The sequence below is a fragment of the Nocardioides asiaticus genome, from assembly GCF_040049175.1.
Taxonomy (GTDB): Bacteria; Actinomycetota; Actinomycetes; order Propionibacteriales; family Nocardioidaceae; genus Nocardioides; species Nocardioides cheoyonin.
The window spans coordinates 1,131,088-1,143,098 of sequence record NZ_JBDZDM010000001.1 but is presented as its reverse complement, the minus strand read 5'-3'; the positions used below and the strand labels follow the sequence as shown (position 1 = coordinate 1,143,098).

General features: G+C 72.1%; 11 protein-coding genes and 3 pseudogenes. 7 read left to right on the top strand and 7 right to left on the bottom strand.

Annotation, left to right across the window (positions count from 1 at the left end; genetic code table 11):
• Positions 1-9: 9 nt before the first annotated feature.
• From ABLE53_RS05570 to ABLE53_RS05560, 3 genes are all read right to left on the bottom strand, one after another.
• Positions 10-1,086 (bottom strand): 2,3-butanediol dehydrogenase, encoded by a 1,077-nt coding sequence (locus tag ABLE53_RS05570; protein ID WP_348857702.1) that lies wholly within the window; start codon positions 1,084-1,086, stop codon positions 10-12.
• 149 nt (positions 1,087-1,235) lie between these two features.
• On the bottom strand, positions 1,236-2,060 hold the full coding sequence (locus ABLE53_RS05565; protein WP_348857701.1) for a hypothetical protein: 825 nt from the start codon (positions 2,058-2,060) through the stop codon (positions 1,236-1,238).
• Between the two features lie 8 nt (positions 2,061-2,068).
• A complete protein-coding gene (locus ABLE53_RS05560) occupies positions 2,069-2,716 on the bottom strand; it encodes a DUF6318 family protein (RefSeq protein ID WP_348857700.1) in 648 nt (215 codons plus the stop codon).
• 105 nt (positions 2,717-2,821) lie between these two features.
• Here ABLE53_RS05560 and ABLE53_RS05555 point away from each other — a divergent pair.
• Positions 2,822-3,154, top strand: a pseudogene (locus ABLE53_RS05555) (hemerythrin domain-containing protein); the annotation flags it as partial.
• 61 nt (positions 3,155-3,215) lie between these two features.
• Here ABLE53_RS05555 and ABLE53_RS05550 read toward each other — a convergent pair.
• The 3 genes and pseudogenes from ABLE53_RS05550 to ABLE53_RS24775 form a co-directional block, all read right to left on the bottom strand.
• Positions 3,216-3,542, bottom strand: coding sequence for a LuxR C-terminal-related transcriptional regulator (locus tag ABLE53_RS05550; protein WP_348857699.1), 327 nt, complete (start codon positions 3,540-3,542; stop codon positions 3,216-3,218).
• A gap of 18 nt (positions 3,543-3,560) precedes the next feature.
• A pseudogene (locus ABLE53_RS24780) lies at positions 3,561-3,680 on the bottom strand (DNA-binding response regulator); the annotation flags it as partial.
• A 262-nt stretch (positions 3,681-3,942) separates the two neighbouring features.
• Positions 3,943-4,413, bottom strand: a pseudogene (locus tag ABLE53_RS24775) (histidine kinase); the annotation flags it as partial.
• A 1,240-nt stretch (positions 4,414-5,653) separates the two neighbouring features.
• Between ABLE53_RS24775 and ABLE53_RS05540 the strand changes: the two are divergent.
• The 6 genes from ABLE53_RS05540 to ABLE53_RS05515 all read left to right on the top strand — a co-directional run bounded on the left by ABLE53_RS05540 (position 5,654) and on the right by ABLE53_RS05515 (position 10,544).
• On the top strand, positions 5,654-6,109 hold the full coding sequence (locus ABLE53_RS05540) for a hypothetical protein (RefSeq protein WP_348857697.1): 456 nt from the start codon (positions 5,654-5,656) through the stop codon (positions 6,107-6,109).
• Between the two features lie 5 nt (positions 6,110-6,114).
• On the top strand, positions 6,115-6,618 hold the full coding sequence (locus ABLE53_RS05535; RefSeq protein WP_348857696.1) for a hypothetical protein: 504 nt from the start codon (positions 6,115-6,117) through the stop codon (positions 6,616-6,618).
• Between the two features lie 119 nt (positions 6,619-6,737).
• Complete coding sequence (locus tag ABLE53_RS05530; RefSeq protein WP_348857695.1) at positions 6,738-8,000, top strand: vWA domain-containing protein; 1,263 nt, start codon at positions 6,738-6,740, stop codon at positions 7,998-8,000.
• A gap of 42 nt (positions 8,001-8,042) precedes the next feature.
• The gene (locus tag ABLE53_RS05525; RefSeq protein WP_348857694.1) at positions 8,043-9,059 is read left to right on the top strand and encodes an NAD(P)H-dependent flavin oxidoreductase; all 1,017 of its coding nucleotides are present in this window, start codon (positions 8,043-8,045) and stop codon (positions 9,057-9,059) included.
• Complete coding sequence (locus ABLE53_RS05520) at positions 9,056-9,571, top strand: putative molybdenum carrier protein (protein WP_348857693.1); 516 nt, start codon at positions 9,056-9,058, stop codon at positions 9,569-9,571. The genes ABLE53_RS05525 and ABLE53_RS05520 overlap by 4 nt, the downstream gene beginning before the upstream one ends.
• A gap of 130 nt (positions 9,572-9,701) precedes the next feature.
• Positions 9,702-10,544: a nuclease-related domain-containing protein gene (locus ABLE53_RS05515; protein ID WP_348857692.1), complete on the top strand. Its 843-nt coding sequence runs from the start codon at positions 9,702-9,704 to the stop codon at positions 10,542-10,544.
• Between the two features lie 118 nt (positions 10,545-10,662).
• On the opposite strand, the gene ABLE53_RS05510 is transcribed toward ABLE53_RS05515, so the two are convergent.
• Entirely contained in the window at positions 10,663-11,880 is a 1,218-nt protein-coding gene (locus ABLE53_RS05510; RefSeq protein WP_348857691.1) for a ScyD/ScyE family protein, read from the bottom strand.
• Positions 11,881-12,011 lie beyond the last annotated feature (131 nt).

The window sequence follows — 12,011 nt, the reverse complement described above, 5'->3', positions numbered from 1 at the left end:
CCTGGTGTCTCACAGGCCGGCGCCGGACGGGGATACGAGGATCTTGACGGCGGTCTCGTTGCGGTTGATGAGGGTGTCGTAGCCCTCGTCGACCAGGCCGTCGAGGCCGATCCGACCGGTGATAAACGGCGCGAGGTCGACCTTGCCCTGCTCGATGAGGGCGATGGTGGCCGGGTGGCTGTTGACGTAGGCGATGGTGCCGCGTACGTCGATCTCCTTGAGCACCACCTTCTGCATGTCGACCGAGGCGGGGTGGCCCCAGATGGAGACGACGACCAGCTTGCCGGTCGGGCGCAGGCCGTCGAGGAGGGTGTCGAGCGCGGGCTGGACGGACGTGCACTCGAAGCCGACATCGGCGCCGCGACCGTCCGTCAGCGCGCGAACCTCGGCGACGACGTCGGTGGTAGTGGGGTCGAGTACGTGGTCGCCGACGCCGGACTCGGTCGCCTTCTGCCGCCGCAGCGGGCTCGGCTCGCTGATGACGGTCGTGAGGCCGCGAGCCTTGCAGATCGCGGCGGTGAGCAGGCCGATGGGCCCGGCGCCGGTGATGAGCGCGGTGTCGCCGGCGGAGGCGCCGCTGCGCTCGACGGCGTGGTAGCCCACCGACAGTGGCTCGATGAGTGCGGCCTGGTCGAGCGGGACGCTCGGATCGACCTTGTGCACCCAGCGGCGCTTGACCGCGATCTTCTCCGCCAGCCCGCCGCCGTAGCCGCCCAGGCCGATGAAGTTCATGTCAGGCGACAGGTGGTAGTCGCGGCTGTCCGGGCCGGTGTCGACGTCGTCGTGGAGGATGTAGGGCTCCACGACCACGTGGTCACCGATCTTCACGTCGTCGACGCCCTCGCCCACGGCGTACACCACGCCCGACATCTCGTGGCCGATCGTGACCGGCGCGCTCTCCTTGCTGATCGGCTGCGGATGGCCGGCCGGCGGGATGAAGATCGGGCCCTCGGCGTACTCGTGAAGATCCGTGCCGCAGATCCCGCACCAGGCGATGTCGATCCCGACCTGCCCCGGGCCGACGGTCGGCTCGTCGACGTCCTCGATCCGGATGTCGCCGCGGTCGTAGTAGCGAGCTGCGCGCATGGGAGCTCCTTTGCTCGGCCCTGTCTTTCGTGCGAGCCCACTGCGTGCTGGAGTGGTGGTCAAGCGTTGCAGGGCGTTGCAGCGCTGGGCCGTGGATCGCGGGCGGTGCTCCTGCCGAGGGGTCGGGTCGGTTTTGAGCGAACGTTCGCTCAACCGACGAGGACGGGGGTGGCGGTGACGGCTGTGATGTTCTGGGTGGGTCCTTGGATGGTGACGGTGCCGTTGACGTCGCGCCATGCGCCGCCGTCGACGCGGAAGTCGGCGGTGTAGGTGGTGTCGAGGCTGGGCTGGAAGGTGTCCCTGCTCAGGTACTTGTGGCTGATGTCGTGGACGTGGGCGGCCTGGGTGGTGAAGGGCTTGCCGGGGTTGTCGGTGACGGTCCAGTGGCCGTCGCCGAAGTGCCAGGTGTACTGGGAGGCTCTGATGCGGAAGTCGATCCGGTGGCCGAGCAGGTGGATCGTCCTCGTGAACGGCTTCTGGGTGGTGTAGAAGACGGTGTCGAGGTTGACCAGCGTCTTGCCGTGGGGTGGGTCGATCTTCAGCGGCGCCGCCGGAAGCGGCAGGCGCTGGAACGCCTCGAGTATGCGTGTAGTTGTGAGTTGCGGTTGCGGTTGCTGGAGAGTGGGTGACTCGGCTGTGGGGCACCACGTGTGCCTGCCATCAATGCCACTTTCGGTCAGGAACCACGACTGCTGAAGGGTCTGGCCGTCGCCACACGCTTGATACTCATGGCAGATGACATTGCCCAGTGCACAGACAGGGACCTGGTGGTACTCGCCCTCGTGATGCGTCACCGTCTCCGCCCCGGCTGCATCACCTTGTCCGTCCGAAGGGTGCTGATGTTGGCGGTCCTCGGCTGCGCCCCACAGTCCTCCCTTAGCGGTGCCGGCGCACTGGTGCTGGTGGTCTGTGCACGCTTTTGCGGCCTGGTTGTCGACACAGACCAGAAATCCCGCAAGGAGCAGAAGGAGCACTGCGCGCCTCATCGGATCTCCCAGTAGTCAACGACCCACGCCTGGGACGTCGGCTTCAGGACCACGTACGACCTACCAGAACTGGCGCGATAGGAGCGGTCGTTCTTGGTCCCCGGGTAGTCCTCGCGCAACGACGCCAGGTGATACCGGAAGTTGACCGTCATCCACGTCTCCCCGCCGACCGTGGTGGGACCGGCGGTCAGGGCGGAGATCGTGGTCTTACCACCGACGATGCGGCCGCCCTTTTTAGCTGTCGTGCGTAGGCCGTCGGTGCCGCCATCGCATGTGTCGCAGTTGTCATCTGCCAGCGCGACGAGGGGCGCGACGTCTAGGGTCGCTTGGGCGTAGTCGGCGACCTCGAAGTAGTACTTGGTGAATGCCTTCGCCCCCGCGACCGTGTGCCGCTTGGCCGCATCGGGCATCTCCGGCGGCTGCGGCTCGGTGGCAGCGCTAGACGACGCGGACGGCGAGGGATCGGAGGAGTCGGTGAACTTCGGCTTCGGGTCGCCGCCGCCACAGCCGCCGAGCGCGAACGCGGCGCAGAGCGCGAGGGCAGCGCAGAGTGCGAGGGTGGCGAGCGGCGTACGCCTCATCTGCGGTCCGTCCTTCCCGAGCTCGCCGGCGCCCGCGCGCGGCGACGGAGGCAACCTACCCATGACGAAGGCGGACGAACCACCACCGACGCCGAGCCTGTGGACAACGCCGAAGACGCGGCAGCTCGCGGCGCATCAGGAGACCGCCGGCGGGCTACCCTGCCACACATGCCCAGCAGCACGGACTCCACCATCGACGTCGGCCGCCCGACCACCGGCGACGTACTCGATCTCATCCTCGACGACCACCGCCGCTTCGAGCGGCTGCTGCGGCAGCTGCGAGACACGACGCAGGACCGCGATGCCGTACGCCGGGCGTTCGCCGACGTGCACATCGCCCACAGCATCGCCGAGGAGGAGCTGGTCTACCCCGTCCTGCGCTACAAGGCGGAGGACGTCGGCGAGCACGAGGTCCACCACGGGCACGAGGAGCACGCGGAGGGCAACGAGGCGCTGCTCGCGGTCCTCGAGCTGAAGGGCACCGACACGCAGGCGTTCACCGACGCCGTCGAGGAGCTCAGCAACCTGGTCGCCCACCACCTCGCCGAGGAGGAGCTGACGATCAGGACTCGCGAGCGCGCAGGGCGGCGGCGGTGCGGTCGGGGACCTGGAGCTTGCCGAGCACGGCGGAGACGTGGTTGCGGACGGTCTTCTCCGACATCCCCAGGCGCCGCGCGATCTCGTGGTTGCGGCAGCCGACGGCGATGAGCTCGAGCACCTCGCGCTCGCGGACGGTGAGGTCGGGGAAGGCCCGCTCGGCGGGCGAGACCGAGTCCTCCCCGGCGTAGAACGCGGTGATCCGCCGTGCGATCGGTCCGGCGTAGACGGCGTCACCGGCGGCGACGGAGCGTACGGCGGCGAGGATCTGCTCCCCGTCCGACCCCTTCACCAGGTAGCCCCGCGCGCCGGCCCGCAGCGCGGCGAAGACGTGGTCGTCGTCCTCGTGCATGGTGAGGACGAGTACGCCGAGACCCGGGTGGGCGGCGAGCAGCCGCCGGGTGGCGGCGACCCCGTCGAGGTCGGGCATCGAGAGGTCGGTGACGACGACGTCGGGGGAGTGCGCGGCGACCGCGGACCCGCACGGAGCAGTGCTCCGCGTCGGCATGGCGTACGACGTTGGTGAGCGACTCGGCCACGATGCGGTAGGCGGCCTCCTCGGTGCGCGGGGCGAGCAGCGGCAGCGGGTCGGTCGAGAGGCTGAAGGACGGCAGCCCCGGCCGACCCAGGCCGAGGGCGGACGCGGTGTCGCGCACGGCTCCCGCGAGCCCGTGCAGGTCGAGGGCCGAGGGACGCAGGCCGTCGATGACGCGGCGCACCTCGCGTACGGCGACCTCGGCCTCGGCCCGCGTGCGCGCGAGGATCTCGGCCGCCGCGTCGGGTTCGGACCCCACGAGGCCGCCGGCTGCCTCGAGGCCGAGCGCGATCCCCGACAGCGAGGGGCCGAGCCCGTCGTGCAGGTCGCGGCGCAGCCGGTCGCGCTCGGCGAGGGTCGCGTTGGTCACCCGCCGTCGGGCCCGGTCGAGCTCGGCGGTGAGCAGCTGGGAGCGGAGTACGACGGCGAGGTGCGGCGCGAGGGCGGCGACGACGCGCAGGTCGCCGGCGCCGGCGACGACGAGGGCGCCGAGCTCCTGGCCGCCGTGGCGGAGCGGGATCGTGGTGGTGGTGAGGGTGGGTAGGCCGACGGACGCCAGCTCGCGGGAGGAGAGGTCCCGCACGGCGGCGTACGACGCGCCGGCGGCCGACGAGACCGCCTCCAGCATCGACGCGACCGGGTCGTCCGAGGCGACCTCGAGGCCGGCGCCGACGTCGCCGACGAGCGCGAGCGGATCGCGTACGCCGAGGACCAGCCGGTCGACCTGTACCTGCAGCCAGCGCGCCACCGGCAGGACCAGCACCGCGACGACGGCCGAGGCGATGACCAGCGACAGCCGCCGCCCGGGCAGGAGGCCGGCGAGGGCGGTCGTCAGCCCGCCGACGACGAGCGCGACGAGGAGCGTCAGCCCGACGTACACCAGCCCGCGCCGCAGCGCCATCTGGATCCCGAGCAGCCCGTAGCGGAGCACCCCGATCGCGATCGCCACCGGCACGAGCGCGTACGCCGTCACGAAGACCGTCTCCCACGGGCTGAGCACGGTCGCGAGCATCACCGCGATCACGACGAGCAGCCAGAGCAGCTGCTGCCGCTCGGGGTACCGCGCGCGGACGACCCGCACCATCGTCCCCACGAGCACGGTCACCGCCGACAGTGCCAGCATGACGGTGAAGGTCCCGACCAGGGCTACCTCGAGCCAGTCCGGGGCGGTCCAGGGCAGCCGGGTCCCGCGGACGGTGTCGTCGATGGTGCCCTCGATCACCGCCAGCGAGATGGAGCCGAGCAGGGTCGTGGCGAGCGCGAACGACACGTACGCCCGCCAGAACCTCGACGGCGCGCGGCCGGTGGGGTAGAGCGCGGGGAGCACCAGGACCGGCAGCAGCAGCGAGGGCAGCCAGGTCCACGACATCAGCCAGGCGGCGGGAAGCCCGAGCGGGAGCGAGTGGTCGGGGTCGGTGAGGGCGCGGGCCGAGTAGGCGTCCATCGACACGTTGGTGACCTGGAGCAGCGCGGAGACGACCAGGATCCAGCCGATCCAGTTGCGCGGCCGCAGGTGGATCAGCAGCGCGCCGGACAGCGCGAAGCCGACCACTACCAGCGTGGCCGCGACCGTGTCGCCCGTACCGGACTCGAAGGAGACCCGCGGCCGGTCCACGACGCCGCCCGCGAGCGAGAACGGCACCGACGCGAGCAGCAGGATCGCGAGCGCAGCGAGGCCCCACCCGAGAGCCCGGCGGCCGCGGTCGGCGCTCATAGGGGCAGTGTGCGCCGCTTTGCGCGCCGTGTCCCGGGACCGGAGTCCCGGTACGTGCCGGAGGATCTCCCGGCCCGGGCATGGTCCGCGGTCGATCCGTCCCGGCGCGGTGGGGTGGTGCGCTCTGCTCACTGTCGATGAAAGGAGCTCACCGATGAGCACCACCACCACGCCGGCCCGGCCGGCGTTCGTCCACCACCTCGGCGGCCCCCTGGCCGCCTCCCTCGGGGCCTGGATCGCCTGGGCCGTCGCGATGATCGGCAACTGGCAGTCCGGCGACGACAAGGAAGACACCCTCAGCACGCTCGAGCTGCTGGCGTACGTCGGCCTCGGCGTCGCCGTCATCGCCCTCGCCACCTTCCTCGGCGCCCGTGCGCTCGCCGGCGGTCCCGGTCGCGTGGCCGGGACGTCCCTGGGGCTGGCGATCGCCTCGGCCGTCACCTGGATCGGCTTCTGGTCGAGCTGGCCGGTCGTGTTCGCGGGCGTCGCGATCCTGCTGGCGGTCGAGTATCGCCGCCGCGTCGGCGCGTTCTCCGGCCCGGCCGCCTTCGGGCTCGGGCTCGGGATCCTCGCCGGTGCCGCCGCGCTCGTCGTCTGCGTGATCGGGTGATCGTGATGAGGCCGGTCCTGGCCGCCTCGGCGGTGGCGGCCCTCGCCGTACCTCTCGTGGGTACGGCGGCGCCTGTCGCGGCCGCCGCGCAGCACGACGTGATCACCGAGGAGTACGACGAGACCGAGCCCTTCGCCGCCGGGGAGGGGCCATGCGTGGCCTGGGCGGGCACGTTCCACGAGGTCCGCCACGGCGCCTACAAGCTCGTGTCGCCTCCCAACGGACGCGGGGAGACGCACGTCAACGGCAGCGTCGACGGGGCGGTCGAGGTCGTCCCCGACGACAGCCGGCAGCCGTCGTACGCCGGCACCTATCGGGAGAAGGTCGACGCAGTCGTCAGCGGCATCACCGACGACGGGTTCGGGTTCGAGCGGGTCTCGCAGTACCACCTGAAGCCGCGCCTGCACGGCAGCGACGGCAGCCAGATCGTCCTCACGCTGCGCGGCAAGGTGACGGTCAACGGCCGCGGTGTCGTCACGGTCCAGCGGGACGTGATGGAGTGTCGATGAGGAGGGACGTCAAGGAGGCGCGCCGGGCCGTCAACCGAAATTGTCGGTGGCCGTCCCTACCTTGATGACTGCGCCGCTCGGGGGCGCAGTCCCGTCCCTCTTCCCCGCAGGAGTCCTCCTTGAAGCTCAACGCTCTGCTCGACGTGGGCGTCGTGGCCCACGAGGCGGCCGACGAGGTCGCCGTCCTCCTCGACCTCGAGGCGCCCGCGGCGCCGAAGGTCGACGTCCAGCGCCCGCCCGCGACGCTGCAGGTCGTGCTCGACCGCAGCGGGTCGATGTGGGGCGCCCCGCTCGAGGGCGCCAAGGCGGCGCTGAGCGCGCTGGTCCAGCGCCTCGACCCGACCGACAACTTCGGTCTGGTGGCGTTCGACCACCAGGCGCAGGTGGTCGTGCCGACCGGCCCGCTGACCGACAAGGAGGGCGCCGTCGAGCGGATCTCTTCTGTGACCCCGGGCGGGAGCACCGACCTCAGCGCCGGCTATCTCCGCGCCCTGCGCGAGATCAAGCGGGTCGGTGCCGCCGGGGCCACCGTGCTCGTCATCTCCGACGGCCACGTCAACGCCGGGATCGAGGACGCCGACGAGTTCGCCGCCCTCGCCGGCCGTGCCCACGGCAGGGGGGTGGTGACCGCGACGCTGGGCTACGGCGAGGGCTACGACGAGACGCTGCTCGCTGCGATCGCCCGCAGCGGCAACGGCAACCACGTGTTCGCCGCCGACCCCGACGCGGCCGGCGCCGCGATCGCGAAGGAGGTCGACGGGCTGCTCGAGAAGGTCGTCCAGGCGGCGACCCTGACGGTCCGGATGGAGCCCTCGGCCGAGCTGCTGAGGCTCTACAACGACCTGCCGGCCACCCACCTGGGCGAGGGTGTCGTGATGGTCGAGCTCGGCGACCTGTACGCCGGGGAGCGGCGCAAGCTGCTGCTCAAGCTGTCGGTGCCGGCGATGGCCGCGCTCGGCCTGGCGCAGGTGGCGACCATCGAGGTGGGCTACGTCGCCCTGGCGCGGCTCGCGGAGGAGACCGTCGTGGTCCCGATCCACGTCAACGTGGTCCCGGGCGACGAGGCCGCGCAGCGGATCGCCGACCCGGTCGTCCGCAGCGAGGTCCTCTTCCAGGACGCCCAGGAGCACAAGCGCCTCGCGTCCGAGGCGTTCGAGGGCGGCGACGTCGACGCCGGCGAGCGGATGCTCGACCAGACGATGGGGCTGCTCGGCGACGCCTTCGACGTCGCCCCCGACTCGGCCAAGCCCGGGATCGAGCGGGAGCTCGACGAGGTCGCCGGGCTGCGCCGGATGACCCGTTCCCTCGGCTCGTCGTCGATCTCCAAGATCACCCGCGCCTCGTTCCACGAGCAGAACCGCAAGCGCGGCCGGGAGAGCTGACCACCGGCCAGCCGGTCACCAGAGGCGAGCCACACTGGGAAGATGGCGAACCTGTTCGGGACGGACCTGCCGATCGTCGCCGCGCCGATGGCCGGCGGCGCCACCACTACCGCGCTGGTGGAGGCGGTGACGCGGGCAGGCGGGTTCGCGTTCCTTCCGGCCGGCTACAAGTCGCCTGACGACGTCCGTAAGCAGATGGCGGAGCTGGGGGCCGCCGGCCTGGTGTTCGGGGTCAACCTGTTCGTCCCCGACGACGACCCGGTCGACCCCGACGCGTTCGCCGCCTACGCCGAGGAGCTCAGGCCGGAGGCCGAGGCCCTCGGCGTCGTACTCCCTGCCGAGCCGGTCACCGACGACGACCACTGGAGCGAGAAGGTCGACCTGCTGGTGAGCGAGCCGGCGGCGTACGTCTCCTTCACCTTCGGTCTCCCCTCGGCGAGAGAGGTCGCCGCGCTCCGCCGGGCGGGGAGCACGCTGCTGGCGACGGTGACGACGGTGGAGGAGGCGTACGCCGCGAAGGAGCTCGGCCTCGACGGGCTGGTCGCGCAGGGCACGGATGCCGGCGGCCACAGCGGCACCCACGACCCGCGCCGCAAGCTGGTCCCGACCGACACCGGCGAGCTGGTCCGCGCGGTCGCCGAGACCGGGCTGCCGATCGTCGCGGCCGGCGGCGTCCAGGACTCCGTCACGGTGACCTCGCTGCTCCACGCCGGCGCCGACACCGTCGCGGTCGGCACCATGCTGCTGCGCACCGAGGAGTCCGGCGCCTCGTCCACCCACAAGGCGGCCCTGGCCGACCCGCGGTTCACCTCCACCACGATCACCCACGCGTTCACGGGGCGTCCGGCCCGCGGGCTGCTCAACGGCTTCATCGAGCGCCACGAGGAGACCGCGCCCTACGGTTACCCCGCCATCCACCACCTCACCCGCGCCCTGCGCGCCGAGGCCGCCTCCGCGGGTGACCCCGAGCGGCTGCACCTGTGGGCCGGCACCGGCTACCGCTCCGCGCCGACCGGGCCGGCGGCGGACGTCGTACGCCACCTCGGGTCGCTGCTGTGAACCCCGCCGTCGCCCGGATCGTCGCGGGCGGGCAGAGCGGCGTCGACCGGGCGGCGCTCGACGTCGCCGTCGAGCTCGGCATCCCGTACGCCGGCTGGTGCCCCGCGGGCGGCTGGGCCGAGGACCTGACCGAGCCGCCGGGGCTGCTCGCGCGCTACCCCGCGCTGGTGGAGACCGAGACGGCCGACCCCGCGGAGCGGACCGAGCTCAACGTGCGCGACAGCGACGCCACCCTCGTCGTCCGCGCGGCCGACGCGGCGTCGCCCGGCACCGACCTGACGATCGAGCTCGCCGAGAAGCTCGGCCGTCCGTGGCTGGTCACCGAGGGCCGCGCCGACGACGTACGCCTCGTCGAGGTCGCCCTCGCCTGGGTGCGCGGCCTGGCCGCAGACGTCGGTGTCGACCTCGAGACCGGCATCGCCCTCAACGTCGCCGGCCCGCGGGAGAGCGAGCAGCCGGGCGTCTACGACGAGGCTCGGAGGTTCCTGCGCGCGGTCCTCCACCTGCCCTGACCCACGCTGGGGTCGGTGAGGGCGCCCGGGGCGGTCCGTACTGGTCAGGGCGGACCATCCGGATCCGTCTCTTTACCTGCTGACGTCGGGCGCGGCCCGAGGGAGGGTGGGCCGTCCCGGAGGGAGGACCATGGCGGGGGAGTCGGCGGACGAGGTGGCGCGGCGGCAGCGCGAGAAGGCGGAGCGGCTGGTGCGCTCGGCCGAGCGCTACGAGCGCGGGGCCGAGGGCGAGCGGGCGACCGCCGCTGCGCTCGCGTGCCTTCCGTCGGGGTGGACCGCGTTCCACGACGTGCGCTGGCCCGAGCGGAGGCTCGCCAACGTCGACCACGTCGTCGTCGGGCCGGGCGGGGTCTTCGTCATCGACTCCAAGAACTGGTCGGGCACGGTCGCGGTCCGCGCCGGCGTGCTCCGGCACAACGGCTACCGCCGGGAGAGGACGGTCGACGCTGCGGGCGAGGCGGCGCTCGCCGTCGCCCGGCTGGTGGCCGACGTGCCGCCCGAGGCCGTCTACGCGGTCCTCTGCTTCGCCGGGTCCGGCCCGGAGGCGGGATGGGTCGGAGGCGTCGCGGTGTGTACGCCGGCCACGCTGGTCGAGCTGCTCACCACCCGCCCGGTCGCGCTGGCGGAGGAGCAGGTCGCGTGGGCGGCCACCCGCCTCGACGTACTCCTCCAGGGCGCCACCCAGACCTCCCGTCGCCCGCCCGACGTCGTCCGCGGGTCGACCACCTGCGACGGCGCCGGGCCGGCGCCGGGTCGAGCCGCGCCACCACCGACCCCGGCGCCCCGCGAGGCACCCCGCGGGGGGCGGCGCAGGCACCGCGCGCGCCGGAAGCCCCGCCTCGGCCGGCTCGTCGCGGTGGTGGTCGTGACGCTCGTCGCGGTCGGCCTCGTGCGCGAGACCGACGTGGTCCACCGGATCAGCGACGAGGTCGTGCGGATCGGGAACCCCGAGCCGTCGCCCACGCCGCGCTGAGAGCACCGAACCCCCGACTCGACGGGGCAGAACCCCCGACTCAACAGGGCACAACCCCCGACTCGACGGACGGGCCGGGCCCCATGAGAGAGACCCGGCCCGCGACGCGGCGTACGACTCAGAAGCCGTACTTGATCAGCTTGCCGTTGATCGGCGTCGGGTTCTCCTCCTCCGTGCCCGTCAGGGCATCGGTGGTGGCGACGACGCCCCACGGCGTCCACTCGACCGCAGCCGGTGTGTCGGCCTTGGCGAGCGTCGTGATCTTGGCTCCCCACGGCCTCACGAAGATGCGGTCGATCTTGCCGCCGAACATCTCGGTGGCGTAGAGCGTGCCGTTCGGCGCGACCGCGACGCCGGTGGCGCCGAGGAGGCCCGTGACGATCTGCTTGGAGGTGTGCGTGAACGCGTTGACCGCGAAGATGCTGCCGCGCGGCCCGAGCACCGGACCCTCGGGTCCGCCCGGCAGGCTGCTGACGTACAGCTTGCCGAACCTGCCGAGCTCGACGTCGGTCGGGACCGGCTCGAAGTTGAACGTCAGACCGACGAAGCACGGGTCGAGCCCGAGGTTGGTCGCCTCGTCGGCGGTGAGGGTGTGCGGGATCGGCGGCAGCACGGCGACCGTGCTGACGCGACCGAACGGGCTGACCTTGAGGATCGCGTTGGCACCGGCGTCGGCGATGTAGGTCGATCCGCCGACCTGGGCCGTGCCGTAGGCGTGCGAGTCGACCATCCCGGTGTAGCTCGCCGGACCGAAGTCCGCCGTGGGCCACTTCGCCAAGCAGGCCGGGTCGACGGTCGTCGTGAATCCGTAGGTGTTGACCTGGTCGGGGTTCGCGCTGCTCTCGTACGCGTAGATGTCGGCGATCATCCGGGCCCTGCCGCCAGGCAGCAGCTGCATCAGCTGGGTGTCGGACGGCTCACCGGTGGTGGGGTCGCTGTAGGTCAACGTGAACCGGACCGAGAAGCCGCTCACCGAGACGCCGCCGACCTCGACGCCCTGCTCGGGTGCCGTGTAGACGACGGTCGGTGCCTTGCCGGGCCTGATCCGGAGCAGCTGGCCGCCGAAGTTCGAGGTGACGTACGCCGTCCCGTCGTTGGCCACGGCCGTGGTCAGCGGGGTGAACAGGCCTTTCGCGACCACCCACGGCTTGGCGTACCTCTTCTTGAAGGCGTTCTTGACGACCTTCTTGTGGGCCTTGGGCTTGTGGGCCTTGGCCTTCGCCTTCGCATGCGCGCCGGCCTTCTGGGCCTCCGCACCGGGGCTCGTCGCGGCGATGCCGGCACCGGCCAGAGCCAGTACGGCGGCGGACGCCACGAGCCGATGGAACCTGGACATGTCCTTGCCTCCTCATGAGCGACCCGCGACGCCGTCGTCGCCGGTCCCAGCCAGTCTCAGGAGACTCACAGGAACGCCGGAATCCCCTCATCTGGGGAAAAGCCGCCCGCCGTCTCCCATCTTGGGGAGAG

What these genes read in the sequence shown, in the direction of transcription:
- ABLE53_RS05570 (WP_348857702.1), bottom strand. Translation starts at nt 1,086, where the DNA reads ATGCGCGCAGCTCGCTACTACGACCGCGGCGACATCCGGATCGAGGAC.
- ABLE53_RS05560 (WP_348857700.1), bottom strand. Translation starts at nt 2,716, where the DNA reads ATGGGTAGGTTGCCTCCGTCGCCGCGCGCGGGCGCCGGCGAGCTCGGG.
- ABLE53_RS05540 (WP_348857697.1), top strand. Translation starts at nt 5,654, where the DNA reads ATGAGCACCACCACCACGCCGGCCCGGCCGGCGTTCGTCCACCACCTC.
- ABLE53_RS05535 (WP_348857696.1), top strand. Translation starts at nt 6,115, where the DNA reads ATGAGGCCGGTCCTGGCCGCCTCGGCGGTGGCGGCCCTCGCCGTACCT.
- ABLE53_RS05525 (WP_348857694.1), top strand. Translation starts at nt 8,043, where the DNA reads ATGGCGAACCTGTTCGGGACGGACCTGCCGATCGTCGCCGCGCCGATG.
- ABLE53_RS05515 (WP_348857692.1), top strand. Translation starts at nt 9,702, where the DNA reads ATGGCGGGGGAGTCGGCGGACGAGGTGGCGCGGCGGCAGCGCGAGAAG.
- ABLE53_RS05510 (WP_348857691.1), bottom strand. Translation starts at nt 11,880, where the DNA reads ATGTCCAGGTTCCATCGGCTCGTGGCGTCCGCCGCCGTACTGGCTCTG.